The sequence below is a fragment of the Lentzea sp. DG1S-22 genome (genome assembly GCF_036321065.1).
GTDB lineage: Bacteria > Actinomycetota > Actinomycetes > Mycobacteriales > Pseudonocardiaceae > Lentzea > Lentzea jiangxiensis.
In genome coordinates, this window is record NZ_CP143276.1 from 6,485,819 (window position 1) to 6,507,869 (window position 22,051).

Genomic DNA, 22,051 nt, shown 5'->3' on the forward strand with positions numbered 1-22,051 from the left:
GGGCATGGCGGATGACCTGGAGCTGCGTTTCGAGCGCACCGTGCAGGCCGAAGCGCGCATCGAGCCGCGCGACTGGATGCCCGACGGCTACCGCAAGACCCTGATCAGGCAGATCGCCCAGCACGCGCACTCCGAGATCATCGGGATGCAGCCGGAGGGCAACTGGATCAGCCGCGCGCCCTCGCTGCGGCGCAAGGCGATCCTGCTGGCGAAGGTGCAGGACGAGGCGGGCCACGGCCTGTACCTGTACTCGGCGACGGAGACGCTCGGCGCCGACCGCGAGGACCTGACGACCAAGCTCATCGAGGGCCGCCAGAAGTACTCCTCGATCTTCAACTACCCGACGCTCACGTTCGCCGACGTCGGCGTGATCGGCTGGCTGGTCGACGGCGCCGCGATCTGCAACCAGGTGCCGCTGTGCCGCACGTCCTACGGGCCGTACGCGCGCGCGATGATCCGCATCTGCAAGGAAGAGTCGTTCCACCAGCGTCAGGGCTACGAGCTGCTCATGACGATGATGCGCGGCACGCAGCAGCAGCGCGACATGGTGCAGGACTCGGTCAACCGCTGGTGGTGGCCGGCGCTGATGATGTTCGGCCCGCCGGACGCCGAGTCCACGAACACCGAGCAGTCGATGGCGTGGCGGATCAAGCGCGACACCAACGACGAGCTGCGGCAGAAGTTCGTGAACATGAGCGTGCCGCAGGCCGAGGCGCTCGGCGTGACGTTCCCCGACCCCGAGCTCAAGTGGAACGAGGAGCGCGGCCAGTACGACTTCGGCTCGCCGGACTGGGACGAGTTCTGGCAGGTGGTCAAGGGTGGCGGCGTCTGCAACGAGCAGCGCATCGCCCACCGCCGCAAGGCGCACGAGGACGGCGCGTGGGTCCGCGAAGCCGCGGCCGCCCACGCCGCCAAGCACGCCCCGTCGAAGGAAGGTGCCGCGTGAGCACGTCTTGGCCCCTGTGGGAAGTGTTCGTGCGCGGCAAGCGCGGGCTGAACCACGTGCACGTCGGTTCGCTGCACGCGCCGGACGCCGAGATGGCGCTGCGCAACGCCCGTGACGTCTACACGCGCCGCAACGAGGGCGTGTCGATCTGGGTCGTGCCCGCCACGGAGATCACGGCCTCCTCGCCGGACGAGAAGGACCCGTTCTTCGCGCCGTCCGGGGACAAGGTCTACCGGCACCCGACGTTCTACGCGATTCCCGAGGACGTGCCGCACCTATGAAACTCGGGTGCGGGTGTCCCGCAAAACACAGTGACAATGCCTCACCCCGCGAATGGGTGGCCTGATGGGCTTCGACAACGCCTACGAGTCCCTGCTGGGTGGTGAGGACGCGCACTGGGCGTTCGGAACGGGCTTCTCCGAGGCCCTGTCCGGCGTCGACCGCGAGTTCCCGGCCGGCGTCGACCGCGACGCCCTCGCCGCGTACTGCCTGATGCTCGGCGACGACGCGCTGATCTTCTCGCAGCGGCTCGCGGAGTGGTGCTCGCGCGCCCCCGAGCTCGAAGAGGACATCGCGCTCGCCAACATCGCGCTGGACCTCCTCGGCCAGGCCCGCATGCTGCTCACGCGCGCCGGCGAGGTACTCGGCAAGACCGAGGACGAGCTGGCGTACCTGCGTGACGAACGCGAGTTCCGCAACGTGCACCTCGCCGAGATCGACTGCGGTCCCGGCCCCGGCGGCGACTTCGCGACGACCATCGCGCGCCTGCTGGTGTTCTCGTCGTGGCGTCTCGCGCTCTTCTCGCGGTTGCGCGGCTCGGCCGACCCGGTGCTCGCCGCGATCGCCGAGAAGGGCCTCAAGGAGCTGGCGTACCACCGCGACCACGCCGCGCAGTGGACCGTCCGCCTCGGTGACGGCACCGACGAGTCGCACCGCCGCATGCAGGCGGGCCTGGAGCGCGTGTGGCCGTACGTGGACGAGCTGTTCGCGCCGCACGCGGTCGAGGCGCGCTTGAGCGGTGTCGCCGTCGACCCGGCGTCGCTGCGGTCCGAAGTGGACGGTGTGCTGGAGGCGGTGCTGTCCGCCGCGGGCCTGACGCGTCCCGCCGACACGAAGGCCGCCCGCGTCGCGGGCATGGCGGGTCGCGACGGCGTGCACACCGAGGCCATGGGCTACCTGCTCGCCGAGATGCAGCACCTGCACCGTTCGCTGCCGGGAGCGGTCTGGTGACGACGGCGCTGGAGGTCGCGTCGGCCGTGCGGGACCCGGAGCTCCCGGTCCTCACGCTGGCGGACCTCGGCGTGCTCCGCGACGTGTCCGAAGTGGACGGTCGCGTTGTCGTCACCATCACCCCGACCTACTCGGGCTGTCCCGCGATCGACGAGATGGGCGCGGACCTGCGCCGGTCGTTGCTCGGCGCGGGGTTCTCCGAGGTCGAGGTGCGCCTGTCGCTGTCCCCGGCCTGGACCACGGACTGGATCAGCGCCGAGGGCCGCGAGAAGCTCGCCGCCGCGGGCATCGCGCCGCCCGCGCGCATCGGCCCGTCGGTCGCGGGCCCGGTGCCGCTGAACCTGGTGCCGCCGTCGAGGCAGGTCGCCTGCCCGCGGTGCGGCTCGCCGAACACCTCGGAGATTTCGCGGTTCGGCTCCACGGCGTGCAAGGCCCTGCGCCGCTGCAACGCCTGCTCCGAACCGTTCGAGCACGTCAAGGAGATCTGAGTTGTCGTCCAAGACCGGAAAACGCGCGGCTGCCTTCCACAAGCTCACCGTCGCCCGCGTCGACCGCCTCTGCGACGACGCCGTGGCGGTCACCTTCGACGTGCCCGGCGACCTGGCGGACGAGTTCGCCTTCACCGCGGGCCAGTACCTGACCCTGCGCCAGGGCGACGAACGCCGCTCGTACTCGATCTGCGCCCCGGCCGGCGCCGCCCCGCGCATCGGCGTCCGCCGCGTCGACGGCGGCCAGTTCTCGACCTGGCTCGTGGACCGCCTGGTCCTGGGCGACGTGGTCGAGGTCCTGCCGCCGCTGGGCAGGTTCACCCCGTCCGGCACCGGCACCCACCACGGCCTGGTCGTCGCCGGCTCGGGCATCACCCCGGCCCTGTCGATCGCCGCCACGGTCCTCGCCACCGGCGCCCGCGTGACCCTGCTGTACGGCAACCGCAGCACCAACACGGTGATGTTCGCCGACGAGCTCGCCGACCTGAAGGACCGCTACCCGGCGACGTTCCAGCTGATCCACGTCCTGTCCCGCGAACCGCGCGACGTGGAGCTCTTCACCGGCCGCCTGACCGCCGAGAAGCTGACGGCGCTGTTCGGCAGCGTCGTCCCGTTCGACGCCATCGACGAATGGTGGCTCTGCGGCCCGTACGAGATGGTCCAGGACGCCACAGCCGTGCTGCGTGATCGCGGCGTAGCTCCCGAACGCGTGCACCACGAGCTCTTCTACGTCGACGCGCCCCCGCCCCCTCCGCGCCGCACGGAGACCGTCGTGGACGCCGCCTCGTCGGTGACGGTCGTGCTCGACGGCAGGTCGACGACCCTGCCGCTCCCGGCCGACGAACCGATCCTGGACGCCGCCCAACGTGTGCGCGCCGACCTGCCGTTCGCCTGCAAGGGCGGTGTCTGCGGCACCTGCCGTGCGCTGGTCACGGAGGGCACGGTCGAGATGCGGCGCAACTACGCGCTCGACGAGTCCGAGGTGGCGGCCGGGTTCGTGCTCACCTGCCAGGCGGTGTCGACCAGCGAGTGCGTGACGGTCGACTTCGACGCCTGAACGGAGCAGTCCGTTACTCCTTTGAGACCATATGGTCCATGTGGCATGGGTTCTTGGACGAGTCGCGTCGTGGTGCGACCTACCTCATCGCAGTGACCTTGGTGCGTTCGCGTGATCTGGACGCGATGCGATCGGTGATGCGTGGGCTGGTGAAGCGCGGGCAGCGGCGAATCCACTTCAACGATGAAGGGGACCGCCAGCGCAAGGAGGTGCTCGCGCAGATCAGCACTCTCGGCGTGCGCGCCCATGTCTGGACGTGCAAGCACAACAACGACGCCTCGGCGCGCTCCGCCTGTCTGTTCGACATGATCCCCCGCTTGGTGGACCTCGACGTATCGCGTCTGGTGCTGGAAAGCTGCCAGCACCAGGACGCTGCTGATCGTCGCGTGCTGGCGTCGGGTATCCGCAAGTTCGGGGGAACCTTCACGTACGAGCATCTGAAGCCGGTCGAGGATCCGTTGCTGTGGATCAGCGATGCGATCGCATGGTCGTACGGCGCAGGTGGGGACTGGCGCAGGCGAGCTGTTGACCTGATCGAAGAGGTATCGGCGCAGAAAGCCCCTAGACAGCGCGAAACCCGGCAACCCGTCGTCCGGCGGGTGAACCGGGTCCACTTCCGGCTCCTATTGGAACCGGCAAGAAGAACTATAGCAGCAACAGGATGCAATCCGTGGACCAGACGGCCCACGAACGGTCGAAGAACATGGCACGATCACGTGGCATGGGGGTTGTGGCCCGTTCAGCGCTCTGGGGTGCCGGCATCGGCACCCTGCTGATGGGCGCGCTCACACTGGCGATCGACCTGGCCGTGCCGAACACGAGCGGCAAGCCGCCCGCGTCCGCCCTGGTCACGCTCGTCGCGATCGTGATGGTCGCCCTGCTGTTCGGCGGCATCCCCGGCACGGTCATCGGCACCGGTGTCGGTTTCCTGCGCCGCTCGGTGCAGCGCCCGCGCGCCGCGCCGCGCCCGATGCACCCGCCGATCCCGCAGCAGCCCTACGACATGTGGTCCGACCTGGTCGAACGCTGTGCCGAGTCGACGCGCCGGGTGGCGGCCGCGGTGCAGACCGTGCCGAACTCGCCCGCCAAGGAGTGGCTGCGGCGGATCAGCGAGCAGCTGACCGGAGAGCTCGACGACGTGCGCGGCATCGCGCAGCTCGGGCGGGCGCTGGGTGCCGTCGACCGGCAGCACCCCGTCTACCAGCGGTTGCTCAAGGCCACGCACGACTTCCACCAGTTCGAGAACGAGGTCGGGCGCGTCGCCCTGCAGATGTTCGACCACCCCGAGCTGGACGAGGCGCGCACGCACCTCGAGTTCCTGGAGAAGCAGCTGCCTCAGCTGTCGGCCTGAAGCGCCGACTGCCACCAGGCGAGCACCTCGTCGGCCGCGTCCGGGGCCGCCACCAGTAAGCCGTCCACGGGCAGTTGAGCACCCTCGCCTCGTCTGTCGAGCACGACCGCACCCGACTCCACGGCCAGTGACACCGCGCCGGCGACGTCCCATTCGTGGTAGCCGTGCAGCACGGCTGCGGCCACGTGACCCAGCGCCACTTGTGCGACGGCGAGGCACTTCGACCCGAGGACGCGTACGCCCGTTCCGGCTATCGCGGCCGTGGAGATGAATTCGCCCATGCCCGGCCACGGACCGGTACGCGTCATCTCGGTGCACACGACAAGAGAGTCGCCTTGGCGTTCGGTAAGGCGGACCGGGGTCCCGTTCGCGCGCATGCCACGGCCGCGCGCGGCGGCGTAGATCTGCGAGCGGTACGGGTCGGCGACGACGCCCACGACGGGGCCCCAGCGGTCCACCAGGGCGAGGCTGTAGGCGCACCACGGCATGCCCGCCGTGTAGTTCGCGGTGCCGTCCACGGGGTCGACGACCCAGCGGAACTCCGAGTCACCGGGGACGTCGGCGTCGGTGTTCTCGCAGAACACGGGGATCGAGGGGAACTCCGCCGTGAGCACGCGGCGGGTGTGGCGTTCCAGGGTGCGGTCGGTGTCGGTGACCCAGTCGAACGGGGACTCGCCGGAGTCCGGACGCACGCCGCGGCCGGCGGTGGCCATGATGACGTCCGAGGCGTCGTTCGCCAGGCGACCGGCCACTTCCAGCGCGATGGACACCAGGCCGGGGTCTACCGGGTGCGCGGGACGGGACGACAAGACGGTCATGCTGGCCTAGTTTCACCGCGTCGTGTGTCCGGAAACCGAAGCGCAGATGACGAATCGACGATCACCTGGCCACGACGTGAGGTGTTCTGTCCGCGTCAAATCCCGCGTCACGCGGACTTCATGCGGGCACCTCAGGGTGTCGGTGTGCGAGTAGCGATCGTGACCGAGAGCTTCCTGCCCCAGGTGAACGGCGTCACCAACTCCGTGCTCCGCGTGCTGGAGCACCTGCGCCGAGGCGGCCACCAGGCGCTCGTCGTGGCGCCCGGCGCCGGCGCGGACGACCACCACGGCACGCCCGTCGTCAGGGTCCCCTCCGTCGACGTGCCGCTGGTGACCAGTCTTCCGATCGGCGTGCCGGGCCCGAGGGTGCTGCACGCCCTCGCCGGCTTCCAGCCCGACGTCGTGCACCTAGCGTCGCCGTTCGTGCTGGGCGCCTACGGCCTCAGAGCCGCGCGCAAGCTCGACGTGCCGACCGTGGCCGTCTACCAGACCGACGTGGCCGGGTTCGCGGGCAACTACGGCCTCGGCCTCACCAAGCGCGCCGCGTGGCGGTGGACCAAGCGCCTGCACACCCTCGCCGACCGCACCCTGGCGCCGTCCAGCTCGGCGGTCGAGGCGCTGGAGCGGCACGGCGTGCCGCGGGTGCACCGCTGGGGCCGCGGCGTCGACGTCGACCTCTTCCACCCGCGGCCGAGGCGCAACGACGAGCTGACCATCGGCTACGTCGGCCGCCTGGCCCCGGAGAAGCAGGTCCACCGGCTCAAGGAGCTGCACGGGCTGCCCGGCGTGAAGCTGCGGATCGTCGGCGACGGCCCGGACCGCGAGCAGCTCGAGGCGGACATGCCGGACGCCGAGTTCCTGGGCTTCCGCACCGGCGAGGAGCTGGCGGAGGCCTACGCGTCGTTGGACGTCTTCATCCACACCGGCCCGCACGAGACGTTCTGCCAGGCCGTCCAGGAAGCCCTGGCCACCGGTCTGCCGGTGCTGGCCCCGAACGCGGGCGGCCCGCGCGACCTGGTGCGCCACGGCCGCACGGGGTACCTGTTCGAGGACGACATCGTCCGGTACGTCGACCTGCTGCGCGACCCGCTGCTGCGCAGGCGGTTCGGCGTCGCCGCCCGCAGGTCGGTGCTCACCCGCACGTGGCCCGCGGTCTGCGAGCAGCTGATGGGCCACTACGCGGCGGTCATGGGACTCACCCACCAGGCGGCCGCTTGAGGATCGTCCAGCTCGCCAACTTCTACGGACCGAAGTCCGGCGGCCTCCGCACGGCGCTGCACCACCTCGGCACCGGCTACGCGCAGCTGGGCCACGAGGTGGTGCTGGTCGTGCCGGGTTCGCGCCACGCGGACGAGGAGCTCCCCGGCGGAGTCCGGCGCATCACCCTGCCCGCGGTCAAGATCCCGTACACGGGCGGCTACCGCGTGGTCGACCCGTGGCGGGTGAAGACGCTGGTCGACCACCTCCGCCCGGACCGCCTGGAGGTCTCCGACCGCCTGACCCTGCGCGGCATGGGGGCGTGGGCGGGCGAACGGGACATCCCGAACGTGGTCATCTCCCACGAACGCCTGGACCGCCTGCTCCGGTTCGTCCTCCCCGAACCCCGGGCCGTCACGGCCGCGGACTGGGCGAACCGCCGCATGGCCGCCTCCTACGACACCGTGGTCTGCACGACGGGCTTCGCACGGGAGGAGTTCGACCGCATCGGCGCCACGAACGTCACCCAGGTGCCGCTCGGAGTGGACCTCGCCACGTTCACGCCGACCCGCCACTCCGCGGACCTGCGGCGAGACCTGTTGCAGGGCAGCGAGAACCTGTTGATCCACTGTGGACGGCTGTCGCCGGAGAAGCACGTCGAACGCTCCGTCGACACCCTCGCCGAGCTCCACGACCAGGGCCACTCCGCCCGCCTCGTGATCGCCGGCGACGGCCCCCGGCGCGCCGCCCTGGAGAAGCGCGCGGCCGGCCTGCCGGTGACGTTCCTCGGCTTCGTGAAGTCCCGCTCGGACGTGGCGAACCTCCTCGCCTCGGCCGACCTCTCCCTGGCGCCGGGCCCGCACGAGACGTTCGGCCTGGCCGCCCTGGAGGCGCTGGCCAGCGGCACGCCGGTGGTCGTGAGCAGGAGCAGCGCCCTGAAGGAGATCGTGCAGCCCTCGTGCGGGGCCGCCGTCCCCGACCACGCCGCGGCCTTCGCGACGGCGGCCCGGCACCTCCTGGCGACGGGCTCGCGGGAGGCCGCGAGGGCCCGCGCCGAGCAGTACCCGTGGCACACCGCCGTCACCGGCATGCTCGCCGCGCTGAAGGTGCCCTGGAGATGATCCCGGCGACCCTGACCTAGTCTGGGAGCATGTCGCGAGCCGGCCTGGACAAGAACCCCCGCGAGGTAGCCGAGATGTTCGACGGCGTGGCCAAGGGCTACGACCGCACGAACTCGGTCATGACGCTGGGCTTCGACCGCCGCTGGCGGGAGTGGAGCAGGCGGGTCCTCGACGCCCGCCCCGGCGAGAGGGTCCTCGACCTCGCCGCGGGCACCGCGGTCTCCACCGTCGAGTACGCCGCCTCGGGCGCCTGGTGCGTGGCGGCGGACTTCTCCGTGGGCATGCTCGCCTCGGGCTCCCACCGCCGGGTCCCGAAGGTGGCCGCGGACGCCCTCCGCCTGCCCTTCAAGGACGAGTCCTTCGACGCCGTCACCGTCTCCTTCGGCATCCGCAACTTCAACGACACCGTCGCCGCCCTGCGCGAGATGGCCCGCGTGACGAAGCCCGGCGGCCGCATGGTCATCTGCGAGGTCTCCACCCCCGTGTGGAGGCCGTTCCGCTTCGTCTACATGCGCTACCTGCTCAAGCTCCTCCCCCTCATCGCGAGGTTCGTGTCCTCGAACCCGGTCGCTTACTCCTACCTGGCCGAATCCATGGCCAGCTGGCCGGACCAGCGCGCGCTGGGCGAGCTGATCTCGCAGGCGGGCTGGGAGGACGTGGCCTGGTTCAACCTGACCGGCGGCATGGTGGCGCTGCACCGCGCCACGAAGCCGAAGGTCACCCGAAACGACAGCTGATCCGACCGCCGCACCACGTCACACTGGGTCGTGTGCACGCGAACGACCTCGGTGAGAACCACGGCAACGCCGTGCAGGCGGCGTACGTCGCGCACCTGTCCGTGGGCGCGGTGCCGGACCGGCCGGCGGTTCCGAGGCAGCTGCCGTTCGCCTCACCCGGCTTCGTCGGCCGCACCGGGCACCTGGCCGTCCTCGACCGGCTGACCACCGCGCTCGACACCGGCGCCACCGTGCTCGCCGCCGTGGTCGGCACTGCGGGGGTGGGCAAGACGTCCCTGGTGCTCAGGTGGGCGCGGGAGGCCCAGCGGCACTTCCCCGACGGCACCCTGTACGTGAACCTGCGCGGCTACGGACCCGGCGGGCCGGTCGCCCCCGGCGACGTCCTGGCCGAGGCGACTGGCGGCGTGCCGAAGAGGTCTACCGCGCCAACGCGGTGACCGCGCGAGAGCTCGGCGACACGGAGCTGGTCGCGGAGGCATGCGTACACCTCGGCTGGGTGGCGGTGGAGGTGGGACGGCACGCCGCGCGCTAACCCACCTTCGCGAGGCTCTGGCCGCTCGTCCACGCGGCGCCAAGATGCGCAGCTTCATCGAGTTCTGCTTCAGCGGGGCGCACGCGGGCCTCGGTGATCACGAACGCGCGCTCGCGCACGCGGAACGGAGCCTCCGCCTGCTCGGCGAGACGGACAGCCACCGGAGCTTCGCGTGGCAGGCGGTGGCACGGGCGAGGCAGGTCGCGGGAGCCCACGCCGAAGCCGCCGAGCTGTGCGAACGTGCGCTGGCCTGGGAGGACCACCACGACAACCCCCGCAACCACGCGCTGCGGCTCGACATCCTCGGCGAGTCCCTGCGGCACCTCGGCGACACCGCGCGGGCGCTGGAGTGCTGGCGGGAAGCGCTGCGGGTGCTGGAGGAACGCGGTGACCACCGCGCGCCCGACCTGCGGCAGCGACTGGCGGCGCTGGTCTCAGCGGACTCCGGTTAGAGTCGCGGAGGAGTCACGGCACACGTTAGGGAGTCTGGATGAGCAGGCGCGGGATCAACGAGGACGCCGACGTCATCGTGGTGGGCGCGGGACCCGCGGGCTCGACCGCGGCGACCTACCTGGCCAGGGCGGGCCTCGACGTCCTCCTGCTGGAGAAGAGCACCTTCCCCAGGGAGAAGGTCTGCGGCGACGGCCTGACCCCCCGAGGCGTCAAGCAGCTCATCGACCTGGGCATCGACACCCGCGAAAGCAACGGCTGGCTGCACAACAAGGGTCTGCGCGTGGTCGGCGGCGGCGTCACGATGGAGCTCGACTGGCCGGACCTGGCGACCTTCCCGAACTACGGCGTGGTCCGCCCGCGCATGGACTTCGACGAGATGCTCGCGAACGCCGCGAAGGCTGCCGGCGCGCGCATGCACGAGCACACGACCGTCACGAAGGCCATCGTCGAGAACGGCCGGGTCGTGGGCGTGGAGGGCAAGCAGGGGCCGGAGAGGAACCCGGTCACCTACAGGGCCCCGATCGTCGTGGGCTGCGACGGGGTGAGCGCCAGGCTCGCTCTCTCCGTCGGCCTGCAGAAGGACGACGCCAAGCCCATGGGCGTCGCGGTCCGCCGGTACTACAACAGCCCGCGCACCAAGGACGACTACCTCGAGTCGCACCTCGAGCTGTGGGCGCCGGACGGCCAGCTGCTGCCCGGCTACGGCTGGATCTTCGGCATGGGCGACGGCAGCGTGAACGTCGGCCTGGGCATCCTCAGCACCTCGAAGGCCTACGGCACCACCGACTACCGCCAGCTCCTGCGCAGCTGGCTCGACGCGACGCCGGAGGAGTGGGGCTTCCGCGAGGAGAACGCGACGAGCCGCATCGGTGGCGCCGCGCTGCCGATGGGCCTCAACCGCAAGCCGCACTACCGGGCCGGGCTCGTGCTCGTCGGCGACGCCGGCGGCATGGTCAACCCGTTCAACGGCGAGGGCATCGGCTACGCCATGGAGTCGGCCAAGATCGCGAGTGAGTCGATCGTCCAGGCCCTCGCGCGGACCGGCGTCAACCGTGAACGGGCGCTGCACGGCTACCCGGTCCGGATCGAGGAGGCGCTCGGCAGTTACTACCGGCTCGGGAACGTCTTCTCGAAGCTCATCGGCAACCCGGCGATCATGCGGACCGCAACGAAGTACGGAATGCCGCGGAAACGCCTGATGAAACTCGTGCTCAAGCTCCTGGCGGGCCTCTACGACCCCAAGGACGGCGACGCAATGGACAAGCTGATCGTGGCCGCGACGAAGCTCGCTCCGACGGCATGAATTACTCCGAATAGGTGACGGCACCGGCTCTATACGAGCCGGTGCCGTTTCGTATGTTGCCCCCAGATTAAACCCCCAGGTCAGACCCTGTGACCTAGGTCATTTACAGGCGTTCTACACTGGCGATCGAGCTTGTGAATCACTTCACAACAGTGTGATCGAGCTTGTGAACTGTTTCACAAGCGTTTGTTAGGTCCGCCTAACAAACGCTTGGCAGATCTACACCCTTAGGGTGCGCCTCGACACGCGAGGAAAGGACGACGGAGCGTGCTTGACCCTTACCTCCCCCTCGTATTGATGTTCGCGCTTGCCGGGGCGTTCGCACTGTTCTCGGTGACCGCAGCTCCCTACATCGGACCCCGCCGCTACAACAAGGCGAAGCTCGACGCGTACGAGTGCGGCATCGAGCCGAGCCCGCAGCCGGTCGTGGGTGGGGGGCGCATGCCCGTCGCCTACTACCTGACGGCGATGCTGTTCATCCTGTTCGACATCGAAATGGTCTTCCTCTACCCGTTCGCCGTGGCCGCCGACAAGCTCGGCCTGTTCGGGCTGGTGGAGATCGTCCTGTTCGTCGCCACGGTCGGCTTCGCGTACGTCTACGTGTGGCGTCGCGGCGGCCTCGACTGGAACTGAGGAAGTCATGGGTCTCGAGGAGAAGCTCCCGAACGGCATCCTGCTGGTCAGCGTCGAGAAGCTGGTCAACTGGACCCGCAAGTCCTCGCTCTGGCCTGCCACCTTCGGCCTGGCCTGCTGCGCCATCGAGATGATGACGACGGGTGGTCCGCGCTACGACCTCGCCCGCTTCGGCATGGAGGTCTTCCGCGCCTCACCGCGCCAGGCGGACCTGATGATCGTCGCGGGTCGCGTCACCAACAAGATGGCGCCGGTCCTGCGGCAGATCTACGACCAGATGCCCGAGCCGCGCTGGGTGCTGGCCATGGGCGTGTGCGCCAGCAGTGGCGGCATGTTCAACAACTACGCGGTTGTGCAGGGCGTCGACCACGTCGTGCCCGTCGACATGTACCTGCCGGGCTGCCCGCCGCGGCCGGAGATGCTGATGGACGCGATCCTCAAGATCCACGCCAAGATCATGGACGAGCCGCTGGGCGCCGTGCGCGCCAAGGCGCTCGCCGACTCGGGCCACCGCACCGATCTCATCCCGTCGTCCGAGCGTTTTGCGAGGAAGAAGTGACCGAGCCAGGGGGAGAGCACTCCAGCGTCAACAACCGCGCGGGAGAGGACCTCGAGAAGACCAACGGGGACGAGGCGAAGGCCAAGGCGCCGATCCTCGCGGGCAAGGAGCGCAAGGGCCTGTTCGGCGTCACCGGCTCCGGTGACACGTCCGGCTTCGGCGGCCTGCGCCTGCCCGCCCACGTGGCGGCTCCGTCCGAGCGCCCGTTCGGCGGCTGGTTCGACGAGGTCGCGGACGAGCTGTTCGCCGCCATCGCCGACAAGGGCCTGCCCGCCGACACGGTGCAGCAGGTGACGGTCGACCGCGGCGAGATCACCTTCTACCTCAGGCCGGAGACGCTGCTGGAGGTGGCGCGCCTCTGCCGCGACACCCCGTCGCTGCGCTTCGAGCTCTGCAGCTCGGTGTCCGGTGTCGACTACGGCGTCGGCGTGTCGCAGCGCCTGCACTCGGTCACGCACCTGACGTCCATGACGTACCGCCGCCGCATCCGGCTGGAGGTCGCGGTCGACGTCGAGCACCCGCACGTGCCGAGCCTCGTCGAGGTCTACCCGACGGCGGACTGGCAGGAGCGCGAGACCTGGGACATGTTCGGGATCATCTACGACGGTCACCCCGGACTGACCCGCATCCTCATGCCGGACGACTGGGACGGCCACCCGCAGCGCAAGGACTACCCGCTGGGCGGCATCCCGGTCGAGTACAAGGGCGCGGAGATCCCTCCGCCGGACCAGAGGCGGTCGTACTCATGACCGAGCGGCTTTCGGACTTCACCACCGGGACGAACACGAGCGCGACCGGTAGCGACAGCACGGACGACGTCAAGACCCGCACCGAGGCCCCGCAGGTCGCGGACTCCGGGGGGACCAACGGGACCAACGGGACCCCCGAGGTCGCGGACTCCCGGAAGACCACCGAGGGCACCGTCTACACGGTGACCGGCGGCGACTGGGACGATGTCCTCGCGGACGCGGTCCACGACGAGCGCATCGTCATGAACCTCGGCCCGCAGCACCCCTCGACCCACGGCGTGCTCCGCCTGGTCCTGGAGCTCGAGGGCGAGACGGTGACCCACGCCCGCAGCGTCATCGGGTACCTGCACACGGGTATCGAGAAGAACTGCGAGTACCGGACCTGGGTCCAGGGCGTCACGTTCGTCACGCGCACCGACTACCTGGCGCCGCTGCACCACGAGGCCGCGTACTGCATGGGCGTCGAGAAGCTGCTCGGCATCACGGTGCCGGACAAGGCGCAGGCGATCCGCGTGCTGCTGATGGAGGTCAACCGCATCAGCTCGCACCTCGTCGCGCTCGCCACCGGCGGCATGGAGCTCGGCGCCCTCACGGGCATGACCTCCGGCTTCCGCGAGCGTGAAGAGGCGCTGCACCTGCTGGAGCACCTCACCGGTCTGCGCATGAACCACGCGTTCATCCGGCCCGGCGGTCTCGCGCAGGACCTGCCGGACGACGCGGTCGAGAAGATCACCGCGTTCGTCAAGGTCATGGAGAAGCGCCTCCCGGACTACGACAAGCTGCTCACCGGCCAGCCGATCTGGCGCAACCGCCTCGCGGGCGTGGGCTACCTGCCCGTCGACGCGTGCCTCGCGCTCGGCATCACCGGCCCGATCCTGCGCTCCGCCGGCCTCGCCTGGGACCTGCGCAAGATCGAGCCGTACAGCGGCTACGAGAACTACAGCTTCGACGTGCCCACCTCGAACGCGGCGGACTGCTTCGCGCGGTACCTGCTGCGCCTCGAGGAGATGCACCAGTCGCTGAAGATCATCAAGCAGGTCGTGAAGAGCCTGCCGACCGGTCCGGTGATGGTGGAAGACGCGAAGATCGCGTGGCCCGCGCAGCTCACGATCGGCAGCGACGGCATGGGCAACTCGCTCGAGCACGTCCGCAAGATCATGGGCCAGTCCATGGAGTCCCTGATCCACCACTTCAAGCTGGTGACCGAGGGCTTCAAGGTGCCGGCCGGCCAGGTGTACGTGCCGGTCGAGTCGCCGCGCGGCGAGCTGGGCTACCACCTCGTCTCCGACGGCGGCACGAGGCCGATGCGCGTGCACCTGCGCGAGCCCAGTTTCGTGAACCTCCAGTCGATGCCCGCGATGTGCGAGGGCGGCATGGTCGCCGACGTGATCGCCGCCGTCGCCTCGATCGACCCGGTGATGGGTGGTTGCGACCGATGACCCAGGCAGCTGAGAACACCACGTTCGACCAGACCGCCGTGGACCGCGCGCAGGCGATCATCGCCCGCTACCCGCAGGCCCGCAGCGCCCTGCTGCCGATGCTGCACCTGGTGCAGTCGGTGGAGGGCTACGTCTCCCAGGACGGCATCCGGTTCTGCGCCGGGCAGCTCGACCTGACCGAGGCCGAGGTCAGCGCGGTCGCGACGTTCTACACGATGTACAAGCGCCGCCCGTGCGGTGAGCACCTCGTGAGCGTCTGCACCAACACGCTGTGCGCGGCGCTGGGCGGCGACGAGATCTACTCGACGCTCAAGAACCACCTCGGCGTGGGCCACGAGGAGACCGCGGGCGAGCCGGGCACGCCGGGCTCGATCACGCTGGAGCACGCCGAGTGCCTCGCCGCGTGCGACCTCGGCCCGGTGCTGCAGGTGAACTACGAGTTCTACGACAACCAGACGCCCGAGAAGGCGCTGGGACTCGTGAAGGCGTTGCAGGCGGGGGAGAAGCCCGACCCCACCCGCGGCGCCCCGCTCACCGACTTCAAGCAGGCCGAGCTGCAGCTCGCCGGGTTCTTCGAGGGCCGCGACGCGGACCTCGACGGCCCGTCGGCGGCTCCGGAGTCGCTGCGCGGCGCGAAGATCGCCCAGGAACGCGGCTGGGACGCGCCGGCCATGCCGGACAACGCCGAGTTCCCGGCCCTGCCGGAAAAGAAGTAGGGGGCACAAGATGGTCGACCCGCTGACTCCCGTCCTCACCAAGCGCTGGACCGAGCCCCGGTCCTGGACGATCGAGACCTACGAGCGCACCGGTGGCTACACCGCCCTGCCCAAGGCGCTGAAGGCCCACCCGGACCAGCTCATCCAGCAGTGCAAGGACTCCGGGCTGCGCGGCCGCGGCGGCGCGGGGTTCCCCACCGGCATGAAGTGGGGCTTCATCCCGCAGGGCGACGGCAAGCCGCACTACCTCGTCATCAACGCCGACGAGGGCGAGCCGGGGACCTGCAAGGACATCCCCACGATGATGGCGGACCCGCACTCGCTGATCGAGGGCGTGATCATCACGTCGTACGCGATCCGCGCGAACTTCGCGGCGATCTACGTCCGCGGCGAGGTCCTGCACTGCATCCGCCGCCTCAACGCGGCGGTGCGCGAGGCGTACGCCAAGGGCTACCTGGGCAAGGACATCCTCGGCAGCGGGTTCGACCTGGACGTCGTCGTCCACGCGGGCGCCGGCGCGTACATCTGCGGCGAGGAGACCGCGCTGCTCGACTCGCTGGAGGGCCGTCGCGGCCAGCCGCGGCTCAAGCCGCCGTTCCCCGCGACCTCGGGCCTCTACGCGTCGCCCACCGTGGTGAACAACGTCGAGACGATCGCGTCGGTTCCCTTCATCGTCAACGGCGGCGCCGACTGGTTCCGCACGATGGGCCGCGACCGGTCGCCCGGTCCGAAGATCTACTCGCTGTCCGGCCACGTGACGAACCCCGGCCAGTACGAGGCGCCGATGGGCACGACCCTGCGGCAGCTGCTCGACATGGCCGGGGGCATGAAGGACGGCATCCCGCTGAAGTTCTGGACGCCGGGTGGCTCGTCCACCCCGCTGTTCACGGCGGAGCACCTCGACGTGCCGCTGGACTTCGAGGGCGCGGCCGAGGCGGGCTCGATGCTCGGCACGACCGCGATCCAGATCTTCAACGAGACCGTGTCCGTGCCGTGGGCCGTCATGAAGTGGACGGAGTTCTACAAGCACGAGTCGTGCGGCAAGTGCACGCCGTGCCGCGAGGGCACGTACTGGCTCGTGCAGATCCTGCAGCGGATGGTGGCGGGCAACGGCACGGCGAGCGACATCGACACGTTGCTCGACGTCTGCGACAACATCCTCGGCCGTTCCTTCTGCGCGCTCGGTGACGGTGCGGTCAGCCCGATCACCAGTGGCATCAAGTACTTCAAGGACGAGTTCCTGGCTCTCTGCGACCAGAACTCCAAGGTCCTGGCTGGAGCGAACGCATGACCATCGCGCCTGACAAGCCCAACGCAACCGAGCTCGTCGTGCCCGAGGGTCACGTCAAGCTCGTCATCGACGGTGTGGAGGTGGTCGCTCCCAAGGGAGAGCTGCTGATCCGCACCGCCGAGCGCCTCGGCACGGTCATCCCGCGCTTCTGCGACCACCCGCTGCTGGAGCCCGCGGGCGCCTGCCGCCAGTGCCTCGTCGAGGTCGAGATGGGCGGCCGGCCGATGCCGAAGCCGCAGGCCTCCTGCACGATGACGGTCGCGGACGGCATGGTCGTGAAGACCCAGCTGACCTCGCCGGTCGCGGACAAGGCCCAGCAGGGTGTGATGGAGCTGCTGCTCATCAACCACCCGCTGGACTGCCCGGTCTGCGACAAGGGCGGTGAGTGCCCGCTGCAGAACCAGGCGATCGCCCACGGCCGCAGCGACTCCCGCTTCCACGAGCACAAGCGCACGTTCCCGAAGCCGATCAACATCTCCACGCAGGTGCTGCTCGACCGCGAACGCTGCGTGCTCTGCCAGCGCTGCACCCGGTTCTCCGCGCAGATCGCCGGTGACCCGTTCATCGAGCTGCTGGAGCGCGGTGCGCTGCAGCAGATCGGCACGGCGCCGGAGAAGCCGTTCCAGTCGTACTTCTCCGGCAACACCATCCAGATCTGCCCGGTCGGTGCTCTCACCAGCGCCGCCTACCGGTTCCGCGCCCGGCCGTTCGACCTCGTGTCGACGCCGAGCATCTGCGAGCACTGCTCGTCGGGCTGCGCCGAGCGCACCGACTGGCGGCGCGGCAAGGTGCAGCGCAAGCTCGCCGGCGACGACCCGCAGGTCAACGAGGAGTGGATCTGCGACAAGGGCCGGTTCGCCTTCCGCTACGCCACGACGGCCGACCGCATCAAGCGGCCGATGGTGCGCGACGCGGAGACCGGTGAGCTGCGCGAGTCGTCCTGGACCGAGGCGCTGCAGGTCGCGGCGGCCGGTCTGACGGCGGCCCGCGAGGCGAACGGCGTCGGCGTGCTGACCGGTGGCCGGCTGACCGTCGAGGACGCCTACGCGTACTCGAAGTTCGCCCGGATCGCGTTGCGCACCAACGACATCGACTTCCGCGCCCGGCCGCACAGCGCCGAGGAGCTGGAGTTCCTGTCCGGCACCACGGTGTTCACCAACCCGGACAACGGCGTCACGTTCGGGGGCATCGAGTCCGCACCGGCCGCGCTGCTGGTCGCGTTCGAGCCGGAGGAAGAGGCGCCGATCGTCTTCCTGCGCCTGCGCAAGGCCGCCCGCAAGGGCACCAAGGTCTTCCACCTCGGCCAGTTCACGACCCCGGCCGTGGAGAAGACGCTCGGCACGCTGCTCGCCTGCGTGCCCGGTGCCGAGGCGAACGCGATCAACGCGCTGCCGGACCACGCGGCCGACGTCGTCGAGCTGCTGTCCAAGCCCGGTGCGGTGATCCTCGTCGGCGAACGCGCCGCCGTGATCCCCGGTGCGTTCACCGCGGTCGCCCGGCTGGCCGAGCGCACCGGCGCCCGGGTCGCGTGGATCCCGCGCCGCGCCGGTGAGCGCGGTGCGCTCGCGGTCGGTGCCACGCCGAACCTGCTGCCCGGTGGCCGTCACGTCGCGAACGCCGCGGCGCGCCTGGAGGTCGAGCGCACCTGGGGCGTCGAGGAGGGCTCGCTGCCCGCGACGCCCGGCCGCGACACCACCGGCATCCTCGAGGCCGCCGCGAGCGGTGAGCTGTCCGGCCTGGTGGTCGGCGGCGTCGACCCGTTCGACCTGCCCGACCCCGTGCTGGCCGAGAAGGCCCTGGCCGGCGCCGGATTCATCGTGAGCCTGGAGCTGCGGCCGAGCGCGGTCACCGCGCACGCGGACGTCGTGCTCCCGATCGCCCCGGCGGTCGAGAAGGCCGGCAGCTACCTCAACTGGGAGGGCCGCCGCCGCGAGTTCGGCACCACGCTCGAGGGCACCGGCTCGCTGCCGGACTGCCGCGTGCTCGACACCCTCGCGGTGGAGATGGACGCGGATCTGTTCACGCAGACGCCCGCCGCCTCGGCCGCCGACCTGGCCCGCCTCGGCGAGGGTGCCGCCACCGGCTCCTCGCTGAACGTCGCCGCGCCGCTGGTGTCCCCGGCCGGTCCCGGCAAGGCCGTGCTCGCCACGTGGCACCGCCTGATCGGCAACGGCTCGCTGCAGGTCGACGAGCCGCACCTCGCCGGCACGGCCCGCCCGGTCGTCGCGAAGGTCGCGGAGACCACCGCGGCGCAGTTCGGCCTGGAGACCGGCGGCCACGTGACGGTCTCCACGGAGCGCGGCGCGATCACGCTCCCGGTCGAGACCGACGACCTGCCCGAGGGCGTCATCTGGCTGCCCACCAACTCGGGTGACGTGACCGTCCGCGCCACGCTCGGCGCGGGTCACGGCTCGATCGTCTCCGTCAGCGGAGGAAAGTCATGACCCAGCAGTTCGTCGCAGCGGAGATCGGCGAGACCGCCAAGCTCCTCGCGGACGACCCGATCTGGCTGATCCTGGTCAAGGTCGTCGCGATCTTCGCGTTCCTCGTGGTCATGACGCTGTTCATGATCAACTGGGAGCGCAAGGTCGTCGCCCGGATGCAGCACCGCCCCGGCCCCAACCGGGTCGGCCCGAACGGCTGGCTGCAGTCGCTCGCGGACGGTCTGAAGCTCGCGTTCAAGGAAGACATCCGCCCGGTCCTCGCGGACAAGTGGGTGTTCTTCCTCGCGCCGGTGATCTCCTGCATCCCCGCGTTCCTCGCGTTCTCGGTGATCCCGCTCGCGGGCGAGGTCAACCTGTTCGGCGAGCAGACCGCGCTGCAGCTCGTCGACCTCCCGGTCGGCGTGCTCGTGGTGCTCGCCTGCTCCTCGATCGGCGTCTACGGCATCGTGCTGTCCGGCTGGGCCTCCGGCTCGCCGTACCCGCTGCTGGGCGCGCTGCGGTCGGCCGCGCAGGTGATCTCCTACGAGATCGCGATGGGCCTGTCGATCGTCGCGGTGATCATGTTCACCGGCTCGATGTCGACCGGTGACATCGTCGGTGCGCAGGCGTCCACCGTGCTCGGGTTCGCGCCCGGCTGGTTCGGACTGCTGCTCTTCCCCAGCTTCGCGATCTACGTCGTGTCGATGGTCGGCGAGACCAACCGCGCCCCGTTCGACCTCCCCGAGGCCGAGTCGGAGCTCGTCGGTGGCTTCCACACGGAGTACAGCTCGCTGAAGTTCGCGCTGTTCTTCCTCGCCGAGTACGTGAACATGGTGACCGTCTCGGCGCTCGCGACGACGCTCTTCCTCGGCGGCTACCACGCCCCGTGGAGCGGCGACTTCATGAACACCGGCTGGTGGGGCCTGCTCTGGTTCATCATCAAGACGCTGGGCTTCCTGTTCCTGTTCATCTGGCTGCGCGGCACGCTTCCCCGCATGCGCTACGACCAGTTCATGCGCCTGGGCTGGAAGGTGCTGGTCCCGACCAGCCTCGTCTGGATCATGGCCGTGGCGGTCATCCGCACCGGTGCGATCCAGCAGCTCTCCACGGCACAGCGGCTCATCGCGCTGGGCGTGGTCGTCGGCCTCGTGCTGCTGGTCTCGTTCCTGCTGCCGGACAAGAAGGTCCAGGACTCCAAGGGCGTTCCGCTCGCGGGTTCGGGCTTCCCCGTCCCGCCGCTCGACCTCGCGGTCCCCAAGTCAGCGCCCAAGCGCAAGGTCAAGGTCGCCACCATCCCCGCGGAGAAGGCAGCCGTCACCACCGGTAAGGAGGCTGAGTAGGGATGTTCGAGTCCCTGAAAGGCTTCGGCGTCACCTTCGGCACCATGTTCAAGAAGGTGGTGACGGAGGAGTACCCCGAGGTCAAGAAGGTGACCGCGCCGCGGTTCCACGGTCGTCACCAGCTGAACCGGCACCCGGACGGGCTGGAGAAGTGCGTCGGCTGCGAGCTGTGCGCGTGGGCCTGCCCCGCGGACGCGATCTTCGTCGAAGGTGGCGACAACACCGAGGAGGCGCGCTACTCACCCGGTGAGCGCTTCGGTGCCGACTACCAGATCAACTACCTGCGCTGCATCGGCTGCGGCCTGTGCATCGAGGCCTGCCCGACCCGTTCGCTCACGATGACGAACGAGTACGAGCTTGCCGACGACAACCGCCAGGACCTGATCTTCACGAAGGAGGACCTGCTCGCCCCGCTGCTGCCCGGCATGGAGCAGCCGCCGCACCCGATGCGGCTCGGCGAGAACGAGCAGGACTACTACGTGAACGGCCCGCAGCTGGCCAAGGAGGCCCAGCAGTGAGCCTCCTCGCGTTCCTCGCCCAGCAGCCGGAACCGGTGCAGCGCGCGGTCGACACCGTGACCACCGGCGAGGCGATCTCGTTCTGGGTGCTCGGCCCGCTCGCGCTGGCCGGCGCGCTCGGCATGCTCTTCGCGCGCAACGCGGTGCACTCCGCGCTGTGGCTCGTCGTGACGATGCTCAGCCTCGGTGTGCTCTACATGGTCCAGCAGGCGCCGTTCCTCGGCTTCGTGCAGATCATCGTCTACACCGGCGCGATCATGATGCTGTTCCTGTTCGTGCTCATGATGGTCGGCCGCGACAGCTCGGACTCCGTGGTCGAGGTCATCCGCGGGCAGCGGCTCGCGGCCGCGTTGCTCGGCATCGGCTTCGCCGTGCTGATGGTCGCCTCGATCGCCCGCGCGCTCACCTCGGTGCAGTCCGCCGGCCTGGCCGAGGCGAACACCACCAATGGCGGCAACGTCGGCAACATCGGCACGAAGCTCTTCACGGAGTACCTCTTCGCGTTCGAGCTCACCTCGGCGCTGCTGATCACCGCCGCCCTCGGCGCGATGATCCTGGCGTTCGTCGGCCGCGACGGGAAGCCCGCCAAGAAGACGCAGAAGGAACTCGTCGAGGAGCGCTTCCAGGAGGGCAGGCGGGTCGGGTCCATCCCCGGCCCCGGTGTCTTCGCCACCGCGAACTCGGTGGCCACCCCCGCCCTGCTGCCCGACGGCAGCGTCGCGGAGGAGTCGCTGTTCGACGTCATCGAGACGACCGACAGGTCCGCCCTCTCCGACGACGTCTCCGAGGTCGCGGGCACCGGTCACCAGCCGGACTCGCACGCGCTCAAGGGAAGTGAGTCGTGACTCCCACGTACTACCTGCTGCTGTCGGCACTGCTGTTCAGCATCGGCGCCGTCGGTGTCCTGGTGCGGCGCAACGCCATCGTGGTCTTCATGTGCGTCGAGCTCATGCTCAACGCGGTCAACCTGAGCCTCGTGACGTTCGCGCGGATCAACGGCTCGCTCGACGGTCAGGTGATGGCGTTCTTCGTGATGGTCGTCGCCGCGGCGGAGGTCGTCGTCGGCCTCGCGATCATCATGTCCATCTTCCGGACGCGTCGCTCGGCCTCGGTCGACGACTCGAACCTGCTGAAGTACTGAGGGGTCACC

At 69.9% G+C, this 22,051-nt stretch carries 25 protein-coding genes; 24 read left to right on the top strand and 1 reads right to left on the bottom strand.

What is annotated here, in order from left to right:
• Positions 1-4 precede the first annotated feature (4 nt).
• From paaA to V1227_RS30600, 7 genes are all read left to right on the top strand, one after another.
• Positions 5-946 carry a 1,2-phenylacetyl-CoA epoxidase subunit PaaA gene (paaA, locus tag V1227_RS30570; RefSeq protein WP_329788799.1) on the top strand — a complete coding sequence of 314 codons (942 nt, stop codon included), beginning with the start codon at positions 5-7 and terminating at the stop codon, positions 944-946.
• Positions 943-1,227, top strand: coding sequence for a 1,2-phenylacetyl-CoA epoxidase subunit PaaB (paaB, locus tag V1227_RS30575; protein WP_089915556.1), 285 nt, complete (start codon positions 943-945; stop codon positions 1,225-1,227). The genes paaA and paaB overlap by 4 nt, the downstream gene beginning before the upstream one ends.
• Before the next feature lie 64 nt (positions 1,228-1,291).
• The gene (gene paaC / locus V1227_RS30580; protein ID WP_329788800.1) at positions 1,292-2,176 is read left to right on the top strand and encodes a 1,2-phenylacetyl-CoA epoxidase subunit PaaC; all 885 of its coding nucleotides are present in this window, start codon (positions 1,292-1,294) and stop codon (positions 2,174-2,176) included.
• Positions 2,173-2,664 carry a 1,2-phenylacetyl-CoA epoxidase subunit PaaD gene (gene paaD, locus V1227_RS30585; RefSeq protein WP_329788801.1) on the top strand — a complete coding sequence of 164 codons (492 nt, stop codon included), beginning with the start codon at positions 2,173-2,175 and terminating at the stop codon, positions 2,662-2,664. The genes paaC and paaD overlap by 4 nt, the downstream gene beginning before the upstream one ends.
• 1 nt (position 2,665) lies before the next feature.
• Entirely contained in the window at positions 2,666-3,721 is a 1,056-nt protein-coding gene (gene paaE / locus V1227_RS30590; protein ID WP_329788802.1) for a 1,2-phenylacetyl-CoA epoxidase subunit PaaE, read from the top strand.
• A 53-nt stretch (positions 3,722-3,774) separates the two neighbouring features.
• Positions 3,775-4,497 carry a hypothetical protein gene (locus V1227_RS30595; protein ID WP_329788803.1) on the top strand — a complete coding sequence of 241 codons (723 nt, stop codon included), beginning with the start codon at positions 3,775-3,777 and terminating at the stop codon, positions 4,495-4,497.
• The gene (locus V1227_RS30600; protein ID WP_329788804.1) at positions 4,443-5,072 is read left to right on the top strand and encodes a hypothetical protein; all 630 of its coding nucleotides are present in this window, start codon (positions 4,443-4,445) and stop codon (positions 5,070-5,072) included. Before V1227_RS30595 ends, V1227_RS30600 begins: the two co-directional genes overlap by 55 nt.
• Here the strand turns inward: V1227_RS30600 and V1227_RS30605 are convergent.
• Positions 5,057-5,890, bottom strand: a complete 834-nt coding sequence (locus V1227_RS30605) for an inositol monophosphatase family protein (protein WP_236216858.1) — start codon at positions 5,888-5,890, stop codon at positions 5,057-5,059. The genes V1227_RS30600 and V1227_RS30605 overlap by 16 nt on opposite strands.
• Before the next feature lie 159 nt (positions 5,891-6,049).
• Between V1227_RS30605 and V1227_RS30610 the strand changes: the two genes are divergently transcribed.
• From V1227_RS30610 to nuoK, 17 genes are all read left to right on the top strand, one after another.
• Complete coding sequence (locus V1227_RS30610; protein WP_329788805.1) at positions 6,050-7,108, top strand: glycosyltransferase family 4 protein; 1,059 nt, start codon at positions 6,050-6,052, stop codon at positions 7,106-7,108.
• The gene (locus V1227_RS30615; protein ID WP_329788806.1) at positions 7,105-8,208 is read left to right on the top strand and encodes a glycosyltransferase; all 1,104 of its coding nucleotides are present in this window, start codon (positions 7,105-7,107) and stop codon (positions 8,206-8,208) included. The genes V1227_RS30610 and V1227_RS30615 overlap by 4 nt, the downstream gene beginning before the upstream one ends.
• 29 nt (positions 8,209-8,237) lie before the next feature.
• Positions 8,238-8,945, top strand: coding sequence for a demethylmenaquinone methyltransferase (locus V1227_RS30620; RefSeq protein ID WP_329788807.1), 708 nt, complete (start codon positions 8,238-8,240; stop codon positions 8,943-8,945).
• 32 nt (positions 8,946-8,977) lie between these two features.
• Positions 8,978-9,382: a hypothetical protein gene (locus V1227_RS30625; protein ID WP_329788808.1), complete on the top strand. Its 405-nt coding sequence runs from the start codon at positions 8,978-8,980 to the stop codon at positions 9,380-9,382.
• 139 nt (positions 9,383-9,521) lie between these two features.
• Complete coding sequence (locus V1227_RS30630; protein WP_329788809.1) at positions 9,522-9,929, top strand: hypothetical protein; 408 nt, start codon at positions 9,522-9,524, stop codon at positions 9,927-9,929.
• A 38-nt stretch (positions 9,930-9,967) separates the two neighbouring features.
• Entirely contained in the window at positions 9,968-11,233 is a 1,266-nt protein-coding gene (locus tag V1227_RS30635; RefSeq protein WP_090094636.1) for a geranylgeranyl reductase family protein, read from the top strand.
• Between the two features lie 267 nt (positions 11,234-11,500).
• Positions 11,501-11,866: an NADH-quinone oxidoreductase subunit A gene (locus tag V1227_RS30640; protein ID WP_030478224.1), complete on the top strand. Its 366-nt coding sequence runs from the start codon at positions 11,501-11,503 to the stop codon at positions 11,864-11,866.
• Between the two features lie 7 nt (positions 11,867-11,873).
• Positions 11,874-12,425: a NuoB/complex I 20 kDa subunit family protein gene (locus V1227_RS30645; protein ID WP_090094637.1), complete on the top strand. Its 552-nt coding sequence runs from the start codon at positions 11,874-11,876 to the stop codon at positions 12,423-12,425.
• Entirely contained in the window at positions 12,422-13,174 is a 753-nt protein-coding gene (locus V1227_RS30650; RefSeq protein ID WP_329788810.1) for an NADH-quinone oxidoreductase subunit C, read from the top strand. The genes V1227_RS30645 and V1227_RS30650 overlap by 4 nt, the downstream gene beginning before the upstream one ends.
• Positions 13,171-14,613, top strand: coding sequence for an NADH-quinone oxidoreductase subunit D (locus V1227_RS30655; protein WP_329788811.1), 1,443 nt, complete (start codon positions 13,171-13,173; stop codon positions 14,611-14,613). Before V1227_RS30650 ends, V1227_RS30655 begins: the two co-directional genes overlap by 4 nt.
• Positions 14,610-15,329 carry an NADH-quinone oxidoreductase subunit NuoE gene (gene nuoE, locus V1227_RS30660; protein WP_329788812.1) on the top strand — a complete coding sequence of 240 codons (720 nt, stop codon included), beginning with the start codon at positions 14,610-14,612 and terminating at the stop codon, positions 15,327-15,329. Before V1227_RS30655 ends, nuoE begins: the two co-directional genes overlap by 4 nt.
• A gap of 10 nt (positions 15,330-15,339) precedes the next feature.
• A complete protein-coding gene (gene nuoF, locus V1227_RS30665; RefSeq protein ID WP_329788813.1) occupies positions 15,340-16,620 on the top strand; it encodes an NADH-quinone oxidoreductase subunit NuoF in 1,281 nt (426 codons plus the stop codon).
• Positions 16,617-19,064, top strand: a complete 2,448-nt coding sequence (locus V1227_RS30670) for an NADH-quinone oxidoreductase subunit G (RefSeq protein WP_329788814.1) — start codon at positions 16,617-16,619, stop codon at positions 19,062-19,064. The genes nuoF and V1227_RS30670 overlap by 4 nt, the downstream gene beginning before the upstream one ends.
• Before the next feature lie 23 nt (positions 19,065-19,087).
• The gene (gene nuoH, locus V1227_RS30675; protein WP_329794153.1) at positions 19,088-20,383 is read left to right on the top strand and encodes an NADH-quinone oxidoreductase subunit NuoH; all 1,296 of its coding nucleotides are present in this window, start codon (positions 19,088-19,090) and stop codon (positions 20,381-20,383) included.
• A 2-nt stretch (positions 20,384-20,385) separates the two neighbouring features.
• Positions 20,386-20,901, top strand: coding sequence for an NADH-quinone oxidoreductase subunit NuoI (gene nuoI / locus V1227_RS30680; protein ID WP_086666379.1), 516 nt, complete (start codon positions 20,386-20,388; stop codon positions 20,899-20,901).
• Positions 20,898-21,746, top strand: a complete 849-nt coding sequence (locus V1227_RS30685) for an NADH-quinone oxidoreductase subunit J (protein ID WP_329788815.1) — start codon at positions 20,898-20,900, stop codon at positions 21,744-21,746. The genes nuoI and V1227_RS30685 overlap by 4 nt, the downstream gene beginning before the upstream one ends.
• Entirely contained in the window at positions 21,743-22,042 is a 300-nt protein-coding gene (nuoK, locus tag V1227_RS30690; RefSeq protein WP_030473209.1) for an NADH-quinone oxidoreductase subunit NuoK, read from the top strand. Before V1227_RS30685 ends, nuoK begins: the two co-directional genes overlap by 4 nt.
• The last annotated feature ends 9 nt before the right edge of the window (positions 22,043-22,051 follow it).

What these genes read in the sequence shown, in the direction of transcription:
- V1227_RS30620 (WP_329788807.1), top strand. Translation starts at nt 8,238, where the DNA reads ATGTCGCGAGCCGGCCTGGACAAGAACCCCCGCGAGGTAGCCGAGATG.
- V1227_RS30630 (WP_329788809.1), top strand. Translation starts at nt 9,522, where the DNA reads ATGCGCAGCTTCATCGAGTTCTGCTTCAGCGGGGCGCACGCGGGCCTC.
- V1227_RS30635 (WP_090094636.1), top strand. Translation starts at nt 9,968, where the DNA reads ATGAGCAGGCGCGGGATCAACGAGGACGCCGACGTCATCGTGGTGGGC.
- V1227_RS30600 (WP_329788804.1), top strand. Translation starts at nt 4,443, where the DNA reads ATGGGGGTTGTGGCCCGTTCAGCGCTCTGGGGTGCCGGCATCGGCACC.
- nuoF (WP_329788813.1), top strand. Translation starts at nt 15,340, where the DNA reads ATGGTCGACCCGCTGACTCCCGTCCTCACCAAGCGCTGGACCGAGCCC.
- V1227_RS30655 (WP_329788811.1), top strand. Translation starts at nt 13,171, where the DNA reads ATGACCGAGCGGCTTTCGGACTTCACCACCGGGACGAACACGAGCGCG.
- nuoI (WP_086666379.1), top strand. Translation starts at nt 20,386, where the DNA reads ATGTTCGAGTCCCTGAAAGGCTTCGGCGTCACCTTCGGCACCATGTTC.
- V1227_RS30670 (WP_329788814.1), top strand. Translation starts at nt 16,617, where the DNA reads ATGACCATCGCGCCTGACAAGCCCAACGCAACCGAGCTCGTCGTGCCC.
- paaA (WP_329788799.1), top strand. Translation starts at nt 5, where the DNA reads ATGGCGGATGACCTGGAGCTGCGTTTCGAGCGCACCGTGCAGGCCGAA.
- paaC (WP_329788800.1), top strand. Translation starts at nt 1,292, where the DNA reads ATGGGCTTCGACAACGCCTACGAGTCCCTGCTGGGTGGTGAGGACGCG.
- V1227_RS30645 (WP_090094637.1), top strand. Translation starts at nt 11,874, where the DNA reads ATGGGTCTCGAGGAGAAGCTCCCGAACGGCATCCTGCTGGTCAGCGTC.
- nuoE (WP_329788812.1), top strand. Translation starts at nt 14,610, where the DNA reads ATGACCCAGGCAGCTGAGAACACCACGTTCGACCAGACCGCCGTGGAC.
- V1227_RS30605 (WP_236216858.1), bottom strand. Translation starts at nt 5,890, where the DNA reads ATGACCGTCTTGTCGTCCCGTCCCGCGCACCCGGTAGACCCCGGCCTG.